Consider the following 18,621-nt stretch of genomic DNA (forward strand, 5'->3'; position numbering starts at 1 on the left):
TGTTATATCGAAAGAGGTGAAATGAAATGCAAGAAGGAATACATCCAAACTATAACGATGAAGCTGTAGTTAAGTGTGCTTGTGGAAATACTTTTGTAACAGGTTCTGTTAAGTCAGAATTAAAAGTTGATATTTGTTCAAAATGTCATCCATTCTTTACAGGTAAGCAAAAGAATGTTGACGTTGGTGGAAGAGTTGACAAGTTTATGAAAAAATTCAACCTTAAAAGCGAATAATCATATATATTTTTATGTAGGAGAAGGTTACTTCTCCTATTTTTTTATATTCAAAAACCATAGGTATAAACACCACCTATGGCTTTTGAATATAATTTATTTTAATATGTCTTGATTTTTAGATACAATTTCAAAAAATTCTTCATTATTGTCAGTTTTTGATAAGATTCCTATAAGTTTTTCAGTAACTGCTTGAGGATTTCCTGTTTTATACATAATCTTTCTTATGTTATAGCTAACTTCAAGTTGTGATTTTGTAAGAAGCAGATCTTCTCTACGAGTTCCTGACTTATATATATCTATCGCTGGGAATATTCTACGTTCTTGTAGTTGTCTATCAAGGTGTACTTCCATATTACCTGTACCCTTAAACTCTTCAAAAATCATATCGTCCATTCTACTTCCAGTTTCAACCAGGGCCGTAGCAAGAATTGTTAAACTTCCGCCTTCCTCAACATTTCTAGCTGCACCAAAAAACTTTTTAGGCATAAGTAAAGCTCCTGTATCTAATCCACCTGATAGAGTTCTACCTGTTCTAGTTATTGTTAAGTTGTAAGCTCTAGCTAATCTAGTTAAACTATCTAAAAGAATTATTACATCTTGTCCTTGTTCTACCATCCTCTTTGCTCTTTCAAGTACCATATAAGCAACCTTAGCATGATGCTCTGGCTCTTCATCAAAGGTTGAATATATTACATCACCTTTTATAGACCTCTGCATATCTGTAACCTCTTCTGGTCTTTCATCAATAAGAAGTACTATAACCTTAACTTCTGGATGATTCACTGCTATACTATGAGCAATTTTCTTTAAGATAGAAGTTTTTCCCGCTTTAGGTGGAGCAACTATTACACCTCTTTGCCCTTTTCCTATAGGTGATAATATGTCCATTAATCTTGTTGATAAATCTTTTGAATCCTCAGTTTCTAACTTTAATCTCTCTGTAGGATATATAGGGGTTAGTCTCTCAAAAGATGTTCTGCCAACAGCTTTCTCTGGATTTTCACCATTTATTTTTGTTACTTGTAGAAGAGCTTGATATTTTTCCCCTTCTTTAGAACTTCTTACCTTACCTTCTACTTCATCACCAGTCTTAAGATTAAATCTTCTAACTTGAGATATTGAAACATATATATCATTATTTCCACTTAAATAGTTATTCATTCTAAGCAATCCAAAATTAGCATTATCACTTAATTCAAATACACCTTTAGATGTTTCAGATTCGCTTATCAAACTCTTTAATCTTTCACGTTTTTCTTCTATACTATCAATCTTTTCTTCCACTACAACTTCCTTAGTCTCCTTTGATTCTTCATTTTCTAAACCATTACTAGTATCTCTATTAATGCTATTATCTTCTACTACTTCTTTCTTAGTAAGTTTCTCCTTAAGAATTATACCTTCTTTTTTTATTTGAGCAGGTTGCGTTTTTTCATCATCCTTATAATGGTCTTCTTCATTTTTAGTCTCATTAGATTTTAAAAATACTCTTTTAATTTCTTCAATTAATTCACTCTTTTTAAACCTAGTAACATTTTTTATTCCTAATTCCTTTGCAATACTCTTTAATTCTATAACACTCATGCTATGTAAATCTTCACTATTCAAAGGATCACCTCCTAATTGTATATTTCATTTAAATGTAACTTTGGGGAATAATGTTTATATGTTCAATATAAGTTGTTATTGTTTATAAATGATAGAAGTTTGAAGCTTTCTTTTAAAATGTATTAAACTTTTTATTTATATTGTTTATTAAATCTATTGATATAATTACATATATAATTAAATTTGTTGTAGTTTAGATTTTACTATATAAGTATACACCATATTTTTAAAAAATCTATCTAACAAGTAAAAATATTTATTCTAACGTCAATAAATAATCTGATTTATATCGCAAAATTCTAACCTATTAATTATAATTTTAACCAAATATATCTATATATATACAGGTTTAAAATATCTAAGTAATCTATTATGATCTTAAACTACTTATAATTATCTATTAAATCCATTATATTATACTTAGCAATTTTATATTGAAGTGTTTGCCTTGGTATATTAAGAAATTTACTTGCTTTACTTACATTATTGCTATAAATAATTAACGCTTCCTTTATATATTTACTTTCCATATCTTCAAGCTTTTCCTTAAGAGATAAACTCTCAATAGTGTTTCCCAATTGCAAATCAGACATTTCAATGATCCCATGTCTTTTACAATTTAAAGCGCCTTCGATTATATGTTCTAACTCTCTTATATTCCCATCATAGTCTTTTTTCATTAAAACTTCTAATGCATAACTATCTATTCCACTAACACTAGTACCTAATCTTTTATTGTGCTTTTCTATAAATATTGATACAAGTAAAGGTATATCTTCTTTTCTTGCATTTAATTCAGGCATATTAATTCTTATAACATTAAGTCTATAATATAAATCCTTTCTCAATTTATTACTCTTAACTAAAAAATCAGGATCCTCATTTACCGATGCTATTATCCTTATATCTGTTTTTCTAGTGTTAGTTTCACCAATTCTTCTAAATTCACCTTCTTGAAGAACCCTTAAGAACTTACTTTGGAAAACTATATTCATAGAATTTAACTCATCTAAATACAAAGTACCACCATTAGCTGCATCAAATAGACCTTCTGACTCTATAGCTCCAGTAAAACCACCTTTTCCTACTCCGAAGAAAATACTCTCTAATAAGTTATCTGGAATCGCAGCACAGTTCTGTGCTATAAAAGGCTTTTTTCTTCTTATAGAACTATTATGTATAGCTTGTACTATTAATTCTTTTCCTGTACCAGTATCACCGTAAACAAAAATTGGAGATTTTGAATTACATACCTTCATAGCTAATTCCTTAACTTTTTTTATTTCTCTACTATTTCCAATTATATCTTCAAAGCTATACAAAATTTACAACCCCTTTTATAATAGAAGCTATGCATTATATAATTCTGCATAGCCTCTAAGTAAAATATATTTATATTTATTTAACATTTATGGTAGCTACAAGCTTAGTATTAATAATTTGGTCCTTGGCTATTATCACATCATAGTCAACTTTTACTTTTCCACCAGCTTCATTTATATCTATGTTTACATCATTAGTTTTAATTCTAATAGATAATCCACCATGAGGAGTATTATAAAGAATAGACGAACTACTCCCATTTTTAAACTCCATATTAGTATTTACGTCGCCTTCTCTTATAAGATTAAAATAATTTTTTCCTATTCTAAAAGTAGTTAATGTATCCCCTAAACCTGAAAGTTCCGTTTCCTCATAAGTAACAACATACTCATCATCTTCTTTTAAAAATGACCCTGGACTAACAATTTCAATGCATTCATCCTCATCATTATTCTGTATACTACTTACTCTAATTATAGCATCCTTATCCATAATACTTCCCTCTATTCTTCCTTAGAATCTTATTTAAAATATATTTAAGCTCTAAGATTAATATAAACTCTTGAAAAATAATAAGCTATCTTAACTTATTTTACTAAAAACTTTTCTATATAAGATAAGAATTTATTTCCTCGTCAGTTGCACAAGTCTCTTCTATAGTACTATGTTCTTTACTTCCAAACTCTGAATATCTAACTGTCGCCTTTGGTTCATCCTTACCTTTACTATATCTTATAGCAATCTTAGCCGCAACAGATATTACTTCTCCTGTGGCTTCTCCTACAATTATTATCATGGAACCATTGAAGTCCTGAACTAACAGTATTGTATCCCCTTCTTTAAGAAGACCTTTAATCATTTCTCCTTCTTCTTGAGTTCTTGTAGATATAACCTTAGCGTTAGGTGTAACTCTAAAATGACGACCTATTCTAAGTAATTCAAGCTCTCTTTCTGCTGGATTTGGATTATGAGATAAAAGTTCTTTTAGTCTAACAGAATAGTTTGGCTCTGTTAACTTACATCCCCCTGCTGGTGACGGATATTCCTTTATACCCCACTCTTCAGCAAGTTCCATTTGAACCTTTCTTCCTCTACCTTGAATATTTAAAAGTCTTTCTCTATCTACAAGTCCATTCTCTTCCATCTCTGTAGGCTTAAGATTTTTAGCACAAAGAGGACGAAGAATTTTACTTCCTATCCCACTTTCATTCTTAACTTTGTCTAATGCACTTCTATTTTGAGACATAGGTCTTTGATTTAAAACCTCTCCAGTAATAATAAAATCTGCATTTAATTTTTCTAAAAGCTCTCCACAATACTTCATCATCATAGCATGACAATCAATACACGGATTCATATTTTTACCATATCCATTTTTAGGATTCTTAACCATCTTAAAATGTTCTTCCTTAAAGTCTACTACCTCTAAAGGAATATCTACCTGTTTTACCATTCTTCTTGCATTTTCTTCGTTAAAGAAATAAGATTTAAAACATATTCCAATAACATCAATTCCTTGATCCTTAATTAACTTTGCTGCAAGAATACTATCTAAACCACCTGAAACCATAGCCAATGCTCTTGTCATTTTTTCTCCACCTAACTCTCCTAGTATTCTTTATTCTGTATCTTTTACTCTAATCTATAGTATATTAATCTATTTGTATCACATTAACTTATATAACTATTTAAAATAAGACATACAATAATTTTACTATTTTATTTTATTACTATCAACTTGAAAGTAATGGCTAATAATAATTTTAATTTACTAACCTCTCTCAATTGCAAGTTCAATTAACTCATCTATAAGATTACTATACGATAATCCAGTAGCCTCCCACATTTTAGGATACATACTTATACTTGTAAATCCCGGTATAGTATTTACTTCATTTAGATATACTTCTCCGCTTTCCTTATCTACTAAGAAGTCTACTCTAGCCATACCTGCACAATCCAATTTTTTATAAATCTTAACAGATAACTTTCTTATATTATCCATTTCTTCTTCATCTAAATTAGCTGGAATTAGAAGTTTAGATTCTGCATTGGCATACTTAGCTTCATAATCATAAAATTCCTTAGCCGGAATTATCTCTCCTGGAATGGATGCTTTAGCATCATCATTACCAAGTACTGCAACTTCAATTTCTCTAGCATTTAGTCCTTCCTCTACAAGAATCTTTCTATCATGTTTTAAGGCCTCTATTAATCCATTTTTAAGACTATCTCTATTATGGGCTTTAGTTATTCCTACAGAAGATCCACTATTTGCTGGTTTTACAAAACAAGGATATCCCAACTTATCTTCAATTTCATTTATAAATTTCTCACTACTTTTTCCATAATCAAAGGCATTTACCACTACGTATGCTGCTTGTTTTATGCCTTCATGTTCTAAAAGATATTTCGTATAAACCTTATCCATGCATACAGCTGAACTCATAACTGAAGGACCTACACATGGTAATTTCATTAATTTACATAGACCCTGAATAGTTCCATCCTCACCATACATACCATGAAGTACAGCAAATACTACATCTACCTCTTTATTTAATAATAATTTAATTCCATCTTCAACTTTATTCTTATGATCATCTTCCCATTTTCCATTTCCTATATTCTCTATATCACCTTTGTAAAGAAACCATTTTCCATCTTTAGTTATACCTACTGGAAATATACTATATTTTTCTTTATCTATATGATTCAGAACAGAAGTTGCTGATACTCTAGACACCTCATGTTCTGTTGATTGTCCTCCAAATAGTATTGCTACCTTCTTCATATTTATCACTCCTAACAATAATTTTATCCTTGGTACAATCTATTCACTGTAAAAATAAATAGTGAACATAAATAAATTATACTCCTTATATTTTATATATGTTCACTACCATATTCAATATTATTTAAACAGATTTTTCAATATATCTTCTATTTTAAACTTTATTACGATATTATCATCTTCAGTATTATCAGCTATAGCCTCACTAACAACTTTAATTTCCTCTATCTTTTCACTATTAATATTTTTTGAATTAGTATTATCTACCATATTGAATTCTTCGTCATCTAGAACTTTTTTCATTTCTTCTTCTGTTTCCTCATAAGCAACTTCACCTTTAGTTATATCTACAAAACATATGGGAGGAAACATAACACACCACCAATTTTGACCTTCACCAGTTCCAATTATTATTCTATATGCTTCATATTCTCCTTGTGGTAAAGTAATATTACCATAGGTTTTAACAGGGAAATTCTCCTTACCTAAAGTAGATTCTACAGAATAATCATAACCATTTTCTTTTATAACCACTCTAGCTATCTCAAGAATTTTTTCATTTTCCTTATTCAAAATTTCTCTCGATTCTTCTATATTCTTACTATCTTTTAAAAGTGGTTGTACATATTCTAAAACCTTATCTCTAACTTTAAGCTTTAGGCTTTGATCCTTTTCACTATCACTATTAGCAATAACGTGAAATCTAATTAACTTTCCTGATATATCTTCTGTTGAAACATTATCTTCCATCTTACTTTCAGAAACAGAATTAACTGCTTCAACTCCCTGCACCTTAACTAAAAGTACAACTATAATAAATATGGTAACAATTGTAGATATAATTTTTTTCATTACTTCTTCCTCCTAAAACTTAAAATCATATCTTAATTGTTACCATATGGACAAGTTATATTCACTTTTAGTTATATTTTCTATATTTTATAGTACATTAACTTATTCAATAATTAATTTGATAAACCTATATTTCTTATATCATTATTTACGATAATAGATATTTCTGCATTTTGAAGAGCTTCTGGCCAATTGTCCTTTACTTCGTCCCAGATTCCTTTATGAAACCTTCTAATATCACCGCCAATATCTAATACGTCTACCTTTAGGTTATTCCCGGTAAAATCTATAATCTCTTGGAAATCTTTTCTCATAGATTCATCAAATTGTTGTTCAATTTCCTTTATGACATCACTATCTAAAGTCTCCGCTTCAGTGTAATATCCCTTTAAAGACCCTTCTGTGTCAATGATATATTCCAACTTTAATTTATTGTCTTCGTAACCTATATGTAAATCTCTATCTACATTTTTTATATAGTAGTCTATATTATGCCCTTCTTTATTCACAGCTTTTCTACATGAACCAATATCTCCTCTAAGTATTTGAATATCTGTCATCTGATTATTATCTAAATAATCCTTTATGGTAAAACCTTTTATGACAGCCATACCTGTAAGCTGTATATCTTTTTCATTTTCAAGAGAGAAAACAGGCAACACACTCGAATTGTAAGATTTAACCATATCAATATATTTTGTTAAAGTTATAGGAGCTACTGTACCATTTTTACTACTATTACCCATAAGGCTAGTTATATAATTATCGATATTTTCTTCAGTTACAGGCTTAACTTCTACATAATCCTTTGCCTTTCCTTTAACTATAGCCATCATAATTGTTCTATTTAAACTTGGTTCTCTTTCAATATAATCCATTACTTCTTGTAAAATTTCAGGGTACTTAAATAATTCTTCACTTAAAAGTAAGAGTTTACTATGTCCAAAGTGGAGAGCTCTACTGCTCTTTCCAAGGGCTTTAAAATATGTATCTGTCATAGAATACCCTTCTACTGTTATAGAAAGTTCTGAAGCAGTACCCTTTTTAGGATCCATATTTCTAATGTCTGGAAATCCATAGGTTACTCTTAAAGTATTATTTTTTTCAATGCTCTCTTCTGATGTATTCTCTTTAGAATTTATTATTTCACTCCTAACTTTAATATCTTCACCTACATCTATTGCTATGGTAGATACAAAGGCTTTTCTATCAATCTCTACACTATCCCAGCATCCAGTAAGAAGTAAAGATATCATCATTATAGGAATAAGTTTTATTATCTTATTCTTCACTTTGCATCCTCCTTTTCTTTATATAGCTTAATAATAGAGTTATTCCTATTACAACTATAATTGTTGCAATAAAACCAATTCTTAAGTACCCAAATTTTAAATTTCTAACTTCTACAATACTGTTAGGTATCATAGAAGCTAAATATACTATAGGAACATATATCATAGAGGATGTTCTAATATCATCTAAATTAAGACTTTCTTTTAATATGGAAGAAGCAAAATAATATATATTGGCAAATGATGTAAAATAAAATATTACCCACAATGCCATAACCAAACCATCCCACTTTTCTAGAAAGCCACTTCTTGAACTTATGGATTGTAGCATTGTTATGGTTGGAAATATACTTTCAGCAGTTTGTACTGATGATAAAGTAGCGGATACTAAGATAAATATTATCACATAGAACACACCTACAAAAATACTGCTTCTTCTTAATATCGAACCAATCTTTCCTTTTTCCCTTACATATGGTATCAATATAAAAGCAATAGAAAAACCATTAAATAAAAATAACATTTCAAAACTAGATATAAAATAATTTTCAATAGGTGAAGCACCTATTGGTAAAAGATTCTTGAAATTTGCTTCAGGTAAAGTTAATAATAAAGTTATTGCTAAAGGTAAAAACATAACCCAGAAGGCTATTTCATTAAAATGCACCACATTAGCAAGTCCTCCGCGACTTAAATACATTCCTGTAAATATAAATGTTATTATTATTACTTCAGTAGGTGTATTAACTAAAAGATACATAGTTATAACCTCTGAAAATACTCTAAGAGAAAATGATAATACAATTATTATCACCAATGAATATATTAATGATATAATTGTTCCTAGAACTCCTCCATAAGTATCTTTTAATATGGGCGTAATATCCTTATATTTATTTAATTTTACTATTTCATATATACAAAAAAGAATTAGACAAATTGCAATCCCTGCTATTATTGCAGATATCCAACTATCTGCACCTACATATTTAGCTACAATAGCGGGAGCATAAAAAACACCTACCCCTATCATGGATACTGATAAGCTAGCAAAGAGTGCAAATTCTTCAATAAATCCTTTATTTTTCATATCTTAACCTCCTAGCTATGGTAACACCTTATTTAGTACCACCTTGTCTTTTAGTTTTCTGTCTCACTTGATTTTGTGTTTTTAAGAAATGAGGCCTATCTTTAAACACTTTAAGGGGCATTCTTACATACAAGTCTTTTAAATCACTCCAAACTAAATCTACAGCCGGAGCAAGATAAGGTATTCCAAAGCTTTTTATTCTTGTTAAATGAATTATTAAGAATATAATACCTAGCATTATTCCGTACAAACCAAAAACTGCTGCTAGAACAATAATCATTATTCTAAAGTAGGTAAAAGCCGAGGTTACTGTATAGTTAGGCATTAAAAATGTTGTTATTGCTGTAAGTCCTAAAACTATAACCATTATAGGACTTACTAATCCTGCTGTTACAGCTGATTGCCCTATTATAAGCCCTCCAACTATACCAATAGTAGAACCAACCGGCTTGGGTAATTTTATAATAGCTTCAACTAGAAATGCTAAACTAGCCTCCATGAGTAGTACTTCTATATAGGCAGCAAAAGGTACTCCCTCTCTAGATGAAGCTATGGTATATGCTAATTTTGTAGGAATTAAGTCTGTATGAAATGTAGTTACCGCTACATATAAAGCAGGTAAAACTAGAGATACCAGTATTCCAACAATCCTAATAAATCTTACTATGCTTCCACTTATCCAGCTTGTATAGTAATCATCTGGTGATTGAAAGAAATCCACTAACACTGCTGGAACAATTAATGCAAAGGGTGATCCATCTACAATTATTCCTATTCTTCCTTCATATAAAGCAGCCGCTACTACATCTGGTCTTTCTGTACTTTGTACTTGAGGAAATGGGGTTTTATCATTATCTTCAATAAATTGTTCAACATAACCACTATCTAAAATTGCATCAATATCAATTCTCTCTAATCTTTCCTTAAGTTCTTCTAGTACATCGGTATTTACTATATCATCTATGTATACTATAGCAATATCAGTTTTAGATCTAACACCACATTGTCTTCCCTCAACTTTAAGTCCTGCATCTCTAATTCTTCTTCTAAGAAGTGCTGTATTAAACCTTATAGTTTCTGTAAATCCTTCTCTAGAACCACGTATTACAGTTTCTCCCGAAGGCTCACCAACTCCACGATTAGGCCATGCTCTATTAGCAACTACTAAAGCTCCTGCTAAATTATCTATCAAAACTAAACTTTCACCTGATAATATTGCATTAATTCCATCGCTTAATTTATTAACTTCTCTCATATCAGATATAGCTATAATTCTATCTTTTATTTCCTTAGCATCTATCACCTCTTCACTCATCTTCATCATAGGTTCAAGTAAAAAATCATTTAATAGTTCCTTATCTGCCATACCATCTATATAGATGACTCCACAAAGAATATCTCCAAACTTAAATTCTCTAAATACCATATCGGATGTATCTTCAAATAATTTCTTAAGATAATCCATATTCTCTCTTGTGCTATTAGAAATATGTTCACGAATTTGACCCTTCATATAGCTATCTCCTTCCCTTTAATGCAACATAATTTAAAATTTCATAATTTCTATATCTATTTTCTAGATAAAAATTCCTCTCAGAATATACATTCCAACCACAATTAACATCATGGTTATCCCTACTACTAAGCTTTGTTTTTTAGCTTTATGCTTATCTTCCCTTGAAAAATATCTTATATCACCACTTACCATCATATATCCAGATACTAATACTAGTATTACTAGGTATATATCAAATCTTTCAATTAAAACTCTCATCATAAATTATCATCCTTCAAATTTATATTTTAATTTATCATCTATTTGCTGACCTTAATATTTCCCTGCTAGCCTAGTTTTACCTTTGTATAAAGTTTATATTCATAAAATTATCAGCATAAATCCTTAAGGTCCTCAAACCACAATTTAATAAAAAAATAAGAGAGTAATTCCTCTTGAATCACTCTCTTATCCCTAATTATATTATGACCATTATTTAACTAAACAACTTCTAGATGGTTCTTGTAACAAAAACCTCTTTATACTTATCTCTTAATTTATCCGCACACTGATTGGCTTTGTTAATGTCACTAAAAAAACCAAAAACAGTAGGTCCACTTCCACTCATCATTGCTCCTAGAGCACCTTCCTTACACATAAATTCTTTTATATCCTCAATTTCCTTATGTTCCTTTATTGTTACAAGCTCTAGTAAATTCATCATATTATTCGCTACATATTCAACATTATCCCTATACATGGCTTCTATAATACCTTCCACATCAGGATGGATTTTTACCTCATTAAGCTTAATTTTTTTATAAGTCTCCACTGTAGATACCCCAAAATTGGGCTTTACCACTACCATTAGCTTATCTTTAAAATCCTTAAGTGACGTTATAACCTCTCCAATTCCTTCACATAGAGCAGTTCCCCCTTCTATACAATAGGGTACATCTGCACCTAACTTAACTCCAAGTAATCTAAGTTCTTCATTTCTAATATCCGGTCTATATATATCCCTCATAGCTCTTAAGGCCGCTGCAGCATCAGTACTTCCGCCTGCCATCCCAGCTTCTACAGGAATATTCTTTTCAATATGAACCTCTATTTCTCTTTTCACCTCGTAGGTATCACAAAATAGCTCTATTGCTTTATACACAAGATTTTTATTATCTGTAGGAACAAAGTCTTTATTACTTGTAATATGTATTCCTTCCTCCCCTCTGTTAAAGGTTAATTCATCATATATATTAACAGTTTGCATAATCATTCTTAAAAGATGATACCCATCTTCTCTTTTTCCAATGATATCAAGGACTAAATTTACTTTACCATAAGCTTTTACCTTCATCTATTCATACACCTCACTACAAATGAGAATAATCCTTTTACCTCTTTGCGTCAAGAATTTTATACTTATTTATAAATTTAAAAACAGATTACTCATTTTAACAAAATAAAATGCCATGAAATATGGCAGCTAATGCTACCCTTCATGGCATTTCTACTTAATAAAAATACTAAATTATAATATATCTAATTTCAAATCTTTAAACTGTAGCTCTTCCTGGTATAATTAGTTTCTGAGATGGTCTAACTTCTTCCCCATCAGCTAATTCATTAATATTCATAATTTCTTCAACTGTAGTCAAATATTTCTTAGCTATGCTCCAAAGAGTATCCTCTGGCTGAACTACATATATTATTATACTTGCTTTTTTCTCCGGAACTTCTCCATCATTAATAGCCATGTTAACAACAAATTTATTTTTAATATTGTAATATACCTTACAATGAACTTTAACAATAGCTCTAATAGATATATTTCCAACTTCTAAACTACCCTCTATCATCTCTAAGGATATATTAGCATTTGTTTGCATATTGGGTTTTGTTCCAGCTATATCAACCTTGCAACTAAAAGGAATATCTTCATCTACAGTAACTATATACCTCTCTTCATCCTCAGTTGAATATAATACATTAACCTTTAATAATCCTTCAATTTCTATCTTATCATTTTTAATATTTTTATCAGTAATAGATACATTTCCTGTAGTCATTATAACCTTGTTTGGTTTTAACTCATCATCTTTCACATCAATATCGCCTTTAACCAGACTTTCAGCATATCCATGACCTTGTATCACATTAATACTATTTTCTTTAATATCCATATTTAATAGTTTTGTAGGACAGTATACATCTTGTATAACTTCCACTTCTTCTTTATACATTACATGAGTAACAGCCTTAACTACGAATTCCACATCAATTATTCTATTTTCACCCATATCATCTTGTCTAACATCATATTCAAATGATTGAACTTCAAATTCAGTGAAGTATTCCATATTTGGTTTTAACTCATCAACGGTAACTTCTTTATATAAAGGCACACTTTCTGAAACGCAGAACAATTCTCTTCCATTTTTCCCCTTATATAATATAGTTACATTAGCCATAGCTTCTATTTTGAGCCCACCATCATATATTCTTACATCCTTCTTACCAATAATAACATTATATTTTATAACTTTTAGACATTCATTCTTATCCATGTCAATTTTAACTTCTGCTTTTCCAACTAATTCAGTTTCTATAGGTTCCATAACCTTATCAACAGTCATAGGATTCTTTAAAAATTGAATATCCTTTCCTTCATGTACATCTTTAACTATTTCAAATGAATTTATGTTATATCCATTGCACTTGCATATAATAAATCCTTGAATAGCTATCTTTCTTTCATTAATAATAACACAGTCCATATGTTCAATGTTTAGCTGTATATCACAATACATATTTGATTGGGCACCAATCATGTCAATAGACTCAAAAATGTTACCATTGTATACTACTGAATGAGCTTCAGTAGCTCCTCCGTCCTTTGCCATATAAAGAATAGTATACTGAAGTTGCCCCTCTAAATTCACTTTATCAGTTCCAACCTCTTTATTTGTTATCATAGGCTTTACATCTAACATTAGTATATTATCCACATCTGGTAGCGTATCAGGTATAACATATTCTTCCTTTATGAACATCTTTGTGTCATTTTCAGCTATTGATTGCTCATATTCTATATAGTCCTTTATTAAATCCAAATCCATAACTTTCCCTCCTAAAATACCTACTAATAATGTATATATGAGAATGTTATGAAATATAACTATTTATATTAAATTTTCTTGAAAGAGTAATTATTTATCCGATGACTACCAGCTCTAATACTCCCATCTTCGTCCTGGGTAACGATTTCCCCTAAAGGACAACGACTTCCAAGTATCAAAAATACTGATACTTAGAATTCTGTTAGTAAAGCTTCCAAGAAGCTAAGACCTCTGTTTGTATTCAAAATAAAAGAGGCATTCTTAAAAGAACACCTCTTTATTCTACCCTGCAAACACTAGCTGAACAGTTTTTGTTAGCACATCACTATAGCTATAACTAACAGTACGTTGCACATTATTATCAAGTCTAATTGTAAATATACTGTCATATGTTTTTTCCAAAACACCATCATTTACTACTACTTTACGTCTTCCTCCATTTGCCTTCAATGTCACTTTTTCGCCAACATGACTTTCGATATCTTTTTTTATCGTAGTCAATACATTTCCCATCTTCACAGTAGACACCCTCTTTCTAATATTTCCATAAAGGCTTCCAACTATATTGTAACAGTTATCCCTCCTTATGTCAAGCAAACTAAATATTTTACAACATATTATTAACATTTGTCAATGTTAAATATTCGTTAAAATTTTATGTATTATTTTGTTTTTTCGATACTATGTCATTTATTCAGCTATAATGAACAGAAATCAACTTGACATTAGTATGTGTAATAATTATTTAGAATATTCACATATAATTGTATAAATTTTAATTTTCTCAGAGATTCAACTAATTTTATAGACTTTGAATATTTCTTTTTCAACACATAAAAGCACCTAGAGATTATTCTCTAAGTGCTAGTAAAAATTTATATATGAAAATAGGTAACTATGAAACTATATAAATATTTAACTAGTTAGCTAGTTGTTCTATTCATGCGTGTTACAATGGTTTCATTATCTAAATATTATACATAAATCCATATTAAATTTATTTCAAATTATCGCTTACTTCTTATTTCGCATACTGAGATTTAGGATATCCTTCTCTGTATTTACCTCTAGTTTGTAATCCTCCTACCCCTTTAATCCCTGTAATTGTATTTTTAATTACATCTTCAATATTTACTATATCATCAATATTAGTATATGCTACCTTCTCACAAATAAGCACTGGATCTAAGCAATGAATTAGTACTCTACTGGGGGAAGATGCAAAATTAGCACCTGCATCCAATAAAGCCTCATAATTTGATTGACAGGCACCTGCAAAAATAACCAAGTCATCATAATTAGAATTGTAACTTCTTAATAAGGAAACACACTCTACAAAATATTTTGAGTTTCTATAGTTTCCAAGATCCATATAATCTGATATATTCTTGCTCATTCCATCATGCCCTGTAATTACAACTATATCTGGATTTACTTCCTTTACTAAATCTAATATCTGAGATGGCTGGTCCTTTTCTGCTATTACTTTACCTACAGCCTCAATGGATAATTGCTTATATGTTTTTAAACAAATATCTAGATATTGAGGATCACCATCTATATGGAGTATTTTACCTGGTCTTCCAAAAAACAATTCATTGCTTTTGAATGATGTACTTTTTTTTTCCTTTCTGTTTATTTCACTATCTATAACTCTTAGCGCAGCAGAAGATCCTCTTGTAGCTGATCTTGATAGTAAAACTTTCTTTAGAGCCGTATTTACCTTTTTATCAAATATTTTATCTTTTTCTCCTACTACTTCACTATTAATAATTTCTAGGTCCTCTTCTATACTGTCTGCCTCAATCCTTATATTTAATCCCTTTAATAAATATTTTTTTACACCTTCATCATCAATTTCTATATCTATTATTTTAAAGACTATATCTTTATTATAAGATTTCCTCACTACTCTATCACCTATATTCATGTATATCTCTCCTCATGATTTCCTCTTAATATAATATGAACTTTACTTAATAATTGTGAGATATTAAACAATTATAAAAAATTCCATTAAAATTTTGATAAAATTTTAACTAAATATCTTGAATTATAAATTTTCTGCGTTATAATATAATTAGTTAAATAAATAACAAAGTTTAGGGGGTCTATAATAAATGTCTACTAAAAAAATTGATGTTAAACCTGCTGATAAATCTAAGAACGAAACCGTCTCAAACCCTGGTATTTTAGCTACTAAAGCCACATCATATGTAGATTCTGAAATTAATGAACTTGTTAAAAACGCTCGTGATGCCTATGATGAATTTTTAACATTTGACCAAACTTCTATAGATAATATAGTTAAAAAAATGACAATCTCAGCCCTAAGTAAACACCGAGAACTAGCTAAAATGGCTATAGATGAGACAGAAATGGGTATATATGAAGATAAAATAACTAAAAATATATTTGCTTCTGAATATGTATATAACAGTATAAAAGATCTAAAAACTGTGGGTATTGTAAATGAAGAAGAAGACTATATGGAAGTTGCAGAACCCATTGGAGTAGTGGCAGGAGTTACTCCCACTACGAATCCTACATCCACTACAATATTTAAATCCTTAATAGCTATAAAAACTAAAAATCCAATAATATTTAGCTTTCACCCTAGAGCTCAAAAGTGCAGTATAGCTACTGCTCAATTACTTTTGGATGCAGCTATTGAAGCAGGTGCTCCTAAGAATTGTATTCAATGGATAAGTAGTCCTTCCATTGAAGGTTCTCAAAAGCTTATGCTTCATCCTGGTGTAGATATTATTCTTGCCACAGGTGGCCCTGGAATGGTTAAATCAGCTTACTCTACTGGAAAGCCCGCACTTGGTGTTGGTGCTGGAAATGTTCCTTGCTATATAGAAAAAACAGCTAATATTAAAAGATCTGTTAATGACTTAGTACTATCAAAATCCTTTGATAATGGTACAATTTGTGCATCAGAACAGGCAGTTATTATAGATAGAGAAATTAGCGATGAAGTAATTTCCCTTTTAAAAGAGCGTGATTGTTATTTCCTTAATAGTGAAGAGATGTTTAAACTTCAAAAGGTCTCTATAGATGAAAAAAGACAATCTATGAATCCAAACATCGTAGGTCAAGGTGCTACAAAAATTGCAGCAATGGCTGATATTAAAGTTCCAAAGGATACTAAAATTCTTGTGTGTGAGCCTGGTGGAATTGGGGCAGATTATCCCCTTTCAAGAGAAAAGCTTAGTCCTATTCTTTCAATGTTTATAGTTGATACCACCGAAGAGGGAATAAAAGCCTCCGAAGATATGATCGCTTTTGGTGGCCTAGGTCACTCTGCTGTTCTTCATTCTACTAATGAACAGGTTATTGAAGAATTCTCTAGAAGAGTTAAGGTTGGAAGAATCATAATAAATTCTCCTTCTTCTCAAGGTGCTATAGGAGATATTTATAATGTAAATATTCCTTCATTAACTTTAGGTTGTGGAACTATGGGTAGAAATTCGACCACTCAAAATGTTAGTGCAAATAATTTAATAAATATTAAACGTGTAGCTAAAAGGAGAGTTAATATGCAATGGTTTAGAGTTCCTGAAAGAATTTTCTTTGAGCCTGGCTCTCTTTCATACCTTGAAAAACTTAAAGGTAAAAGAGCCTTCATCGTAGCAGATAAATTTATGGATAGACTTGGATATGTATCTAAAGTAATGGAACATCTAAAAAAAGCTAACTTTGATATAAATGTATTTTTAGATGTAGAGCCAGATCCATCTACAGAAACAGTTATGAGAGGAACCGCTCAAATGAACAGCTTTGAGCCTGATGTCATAATAGCTCTTGGCGGAGGTTCAGCAATGGATGCTGCTAAAGGTATGTGGCTTTTCTATGAAAATCCTGATATAGATTTTAACGGTCTTAAGCTTAGATTTATGGACATAAGAAAAAGAGCATTTAAATTTCCTTCTCTAGGTAAGAAATCTAGATTAGTTGCTATTCCTACAACTTCTGGTACTGGTTCTGAGGTTACAGCCTTTGCTGTTATAACTGATAAAGAAAATAATATAAAATATCCATTAGCAGATTATGAGTTAACTCCTGATATTGCTATAATAGATCCTCAATTAGTTATGACTGTACCACCATCAGTTACGGCCGATACCGGATTAGATGTTTTAACTCATGCTATAGAAGCTTATGTATCTGTGATGGCTTCTGATTATACCGATGCCTTAGCTCTTAAAGCTATTGAGCTTGTTTTTAAATATCTACCTATTGCATATAAAGATGGAAGCAATACTCTTGCTAGAGAAAAGATGCACAACGCTTCTTGCATTGCAGGTATGGCATTTACTAATGCATTTTTAGGAGTTAATCATAGTATAGCTCATAAATTAGGTTCAGAATTCCATATACCTCATGGAAGAGCAAATGCTATCATGCTTCCACACGTTATAAAATATAATGGAAGTAATCCAAGTAAGTTAGTAGCCTTCCCAAAATATGAATATTATAAAGCTCCTGAAAAATTTAAAGAAATTGCAAAGTTTTTAGAGTTAAATCACTCTACCTGCGAAGAAGCTGTAAATAATTTAGTGGAAGCTATCAGAAACCTTATGCTAGAGCTAAATGTCCCAGCCACCCTTAGTCAATGTGGTGTTACTAAGGATCATCTAGATTCTGTACTATATTCATTAGCCGATGAAGCTTTTGAAGATCAATGTACTACCTCAAACCCTAGACTACCTCTAGTTTCTGAAATCGCAGAACTAATTAAGGATGCTTTCTAATGCAAATTTAATTTAAAGATAAAAAGTTGTGGTATATCATATATTCCACAACTTT

16 protein-coding genes are annotated in these 18,621 nt (G+C 30.3%); 2 read left to right on the forward strand and 14 right to left on the reverse strand.

What is annotated here, in order from left to right; all coding sequences use genetic code 11:
- Nucleotides 1-26 precede the first annotated feature (26 nt).
- Nucleotides 27-236, forward strand: a complete 210-nt coding sequence (gene rpmE / locus ABDZ93_RS06960) for a 50S ribosomal protein L31 (RefSeq protein WP_035135372.1) — start codon at nucleotides 27-29, stop codon at nucleotides 234-236.
- A gap of 96 nt (nucleotides 237-332) precedes the next feature.
- Here the strand turns inward: rpmE and rho are convergent, their stop codons facing one another.
- The 14 genes from rho to yabG all read right to left on the reverse strand — a co-directional run bounded on the left by rho (nucleotide 333) and on the right by yabG (nucleotide 15,739).
- Nucleotides 333-1,823: a transcription termination factor Rho gene (gene rho / locus ABDZ93_RS06965; RefSeq protein ID WP_425544759.1), complete on the reverse strand. Its 1,491-nt coding sequence runs from the start codon at nucleotides 1,821-1,823 to the stop codon at nucleotides 333-335.
- Between the two features lie 407 nt (nucleotides 1,824-2,230).
- Nucleotides 2,231-3,169 carry a sigma-54 interaction domain-containing protein gene (locus ABDZ93_RS06970; RefSeq protein ID WP_343824960.1) on the reverse strand — a complete coding sequence of 313 codons (939 nt, stop codon included), beginning with the start codon at nucleotides 3,167-3,169 and terminating at the stop codon, nucleotides 2,231-2,233.
- A gap of 76 nt (nucleotides 3,170-3,245) precedes the next feature.
- On the reverse strand, nucleotides 3,246-3,662 hold the full coding sequence (locus ABDZ93_RS06975) for a YwiB family protein (protein WP_343824962.1): 417 nt from the start codon (nucleotides 3,660-3,662) through the stop codon (nucleotides 3,246-3,248).
- A 115-nt stretch (nucleotides 3,663-3,777) separates the two neighbouring features.
- Nucleotides 3,778-4,758 (reverse strand): tRNA 4-thiouridine(8) synthase ThiI, encoded by a 981-nt coding sequence (locus ABDZ93_RS06980; RefSeq protein WP_343824964.1) that lies wholly within the window; start codon nucleotides 4,756-4,758, stop codon nucleotides 3,778-3,780.
- A gap of 183 nt (nucleotides 4,759-4,941) precedes the next feature.
- Complete coding sequence (locus ABDZ93_RS06985; RefSeq protein WP_343824966.1) at nucleotides 4,942-5,964, reverse strand: D-alanine--D-alanine ligase family protein; 1,023 nt, start codon at nucleotides 5,962-5,964, stop codon at nucleotides 4,942-4,944.
- Between the two features lie 120 nt (nucleotides 5,965-6,084).
- Nucleotides 6,085-6,816, reverse strand: coding sequence for a stage II sporulation protein R (gene spoIIR, locus ABDZ93_RS06990; protein ID WP_343824968.1), 732 nt, complete (start codon nucleotides 6,814-6,816; stop codon nucleotides 6,085-6,087).
- Between the two features lie 113 nt (nucleotides 6,817-6,929).
- Nucleotides 6,930-8,108 (reverse strand): Ger(x)C family spore germination protein, encoded by a 1,179-nt coding sequence (locus ABDZ93_RS06995; RefSeq protein ID WP_343824970.1) that lies wholly within the window; start codon nucleotides 8,106-8,108, stop codon nucleotides 6,930-6,932.
- Nucleotides 8,098-9,198 (reverse strand): GerAB/ArcD/ProY family transporter, encoded by a 1,101-nt coding sequence (locus ABDZ93_RS07000; protein WP_343824972.1) that lies wholly within the window; start codon nucleotides 9,196-9,198, stop codon nucleotides 8,098-8,100. The genes ABDZ93_RS06995 and ABDZ93_RS07000 overlap by 11 nt, the downstream gene beginning before the upstream one ends.
- Before the next feature lie 28 nt (nucleotides 9,199-9,226).
- Complete coding sequence (locus tag ABDZ93_RS07005) at nucleotides 9,227-10,711, reverse strand: spore germination protein (protein ID WP_343824974.1); 1,485 nt, start codon at nucleotides 10,709-10,711, stop codon at nucleotides 9,227-9,229.
- A 63-nt stretch (nucleotides 10,712-10,774) separates the two neighbouring features.
- Nucleotides 10,775-10,975 carry a CLC_0170 family protein gene (locus ABDZ93_RS07010; protein WP_343824975.1) on the reverse strand — a complete coding sequence of 67 codons (201 nt, stop codon included), beginning with the start codon at nucleotides 10,973-10,975 and terminating at the stop codon, nucleotides 10,775-10,777.
- Nucleotides 10,976-11,204: 229 nt separating this feature from the next.
- Nucleotides 11,205-12,047 carry a 4-(cytidine 5'-diphospho)-2-C-methyl-D-erythritol kinase gene (gene ispE, locus ABDZ93_RS07015; protein ID WP_343824977.1) on the reverse strand — a complete coding sequence of 281 codons (843 nt, stop codon included), beginning with the start codon at nucleotides 12,045-12,047 and terminating at the stop codon, nucleotides 11,205-11,207.
- A gap of 199 nt (nucleotides 12,048-12,246) precedes the next feature.
- A complete protein-coding gene (locus tag ABDZ93_RS07020) occupies nucleotides 12,247-13,809 on the reverse strand; it encodes a DUF3794 and LysM peptidoglycan-binding domain-containing protein (RefSeq protein ID WP_343824980.1) in 1,563 nt (520 codons plus the stop codon).
- A gap of 282 nt (nucleotides 13,810-14,091) precedes the next feature.
- On the reverse strand, nucleotides 14,092-14,328 hold the full coding sequence (locus tag ABDZ93_RS07025; RefSeq protein ID WP_035134339.1) for a Veg family protein: 237 nt from the start codon (nucleotides 14,326-14,328) through the stop codon (nucleotides 14,092-14,094).
- A gap of 502 nt (nucleotides 14,329-14,830) precedes the next feature.
- On the reverse strand, nucleotides 14,831-15,739 hold the full coding sequence (gene yabG, locus ABDZ93_RS07030; protein ID WP_343824981.1) for a sporulation peptidase YabG: 909 nt from the start codon (nucleotides 15,737-15,739) through the stop codon (nucleotides 14,831-14,833).
- Nucleotides 15,740-15,929: 190 nt separating this feature from the next.
- On the opposite strand from yabG, the gene adhE reads away from it, so the two are divergent.
- On the forward strand, nucleotides 15,930-18,566 hold the full coding sequence (gene adhE / locus ABDZ93_RS07035) for a bifunctional acetaldehyde-CoA/alcohol dehydrogenase (protein WP_343824983.1): 2,637 nt from the start codon (nucleotides 15,930-15,932) through the stop codon (nucleotides 18,564-18,566).
- The last annotated feature ends 55 nt before the right edge of the window (nucleotides 18,567-18,621 follow it).

Origin of the sequence: Clostridium subterminale, assembly GCF_039521425.1 — a bacterium.
Classification (GTDB): domain Bacteria; phylum Bacillota; class Clostridia; order Clostridiales; family Clostridiaceae; genus Clostridium_J; species Clostridium_J subterminale.

What these genes read in the sequence shown, in the direction of transcription:
- spoIIR (WP_343824968.1), bottom strand. Translation starts at nt 6,816, where the DNA reads ATGAAAAAAATTATATCTACAATTGTTACCATATTTATTATAGTTGTA.
- ABDZ93_RS07010 (WP_343824975.1), bottom strand. Translation starts at nt 10,975, where the DNA reads ATGATGAGAGTTTTAATTGAAAGATTTGATATATACCTAGTAATACTA.
- adhE (WP_343824983.1), top strand. Translation starts at nt 15,930, where the DNA reads ATGTCTACTAAAAAAATTGATGTTAAACCTGCTGATAAATCTAAGAAC.
- ABDZ93_RS07000 (WP_343824972.1), bottom strand. Translation starts at nt 9,198, where the DNA reads ATGAAAAATAAAGGATTTATTGAAGAATTTGCACTCTTTGCTAGCTTA.
- ABDZ93_RS06985 (WP_343824966.1), bottom strand. Translation starts at nt 5,964, where the DNA reads ATGAAGAAGGTAGCAATACTATTTGGAGGACAATCAACAGAACATGAG.
- ABDZ93_RS07005 (WP_343824974.1), bottom strand. Translation starts at nt 10,711, where the DNA reads ATGAAGGGTCAAATTCGTGAACATATTTCTAATAGCACAAGAGAGAAT.
- yabG (WP_343824981.1), bottom strand. Translation starts at nt 15,739, where the DNA reads ATGAATATAGGTGATAGAGTAGTGAGGAAATCTTATAATAAAGATATA.
- ABDZ93_RS07020 (WP_343824980.1), bottom strand. Translation starts at nt 13,809, where the DNA reads ATGGATTTGGATTTAATAAAGGACTATATAGAATATGAGCAATCAATA.
- ispE (WP_343824977.1), bottom strand. Translation starts at nt 12,047, where the DNA reads ATGAAGGTAAAAGCTTATGGTAAAGTAAATTTAGTCCTTGATATCATT.
- ABDZ93_RS06980 (WP_343824964.1), bottom strand. Translation starts at nt 4,758, where the DNA reads ATGACAAGAGCATTGGCTATGGTTTCAGGTGGTTTAGATAGTATTCTT.
- rho (WP_425544759.1), bottom strand. Translation starts at nt 1,823, where the DNA reads ATGAGTGTTATAGAATTAAAGAGTATTGCAAAGGAATTAGGAATAAAA.
- rpmE (WP_035135372.1), top strand. Translation starts at nt 27, where the DNA reads ATGCAAGAAGGAATACATCCAAACTATAACGATGAAGCTGTAGTTAAG.
- ABDZ93_RS06975 (WP_343824962.1), bottom strand. Translation starts at nt 3,662, where the DNA reads ATGGATAAGGATGCTATAATTAGAGTAAGTAGTATACAGAATAATGAT.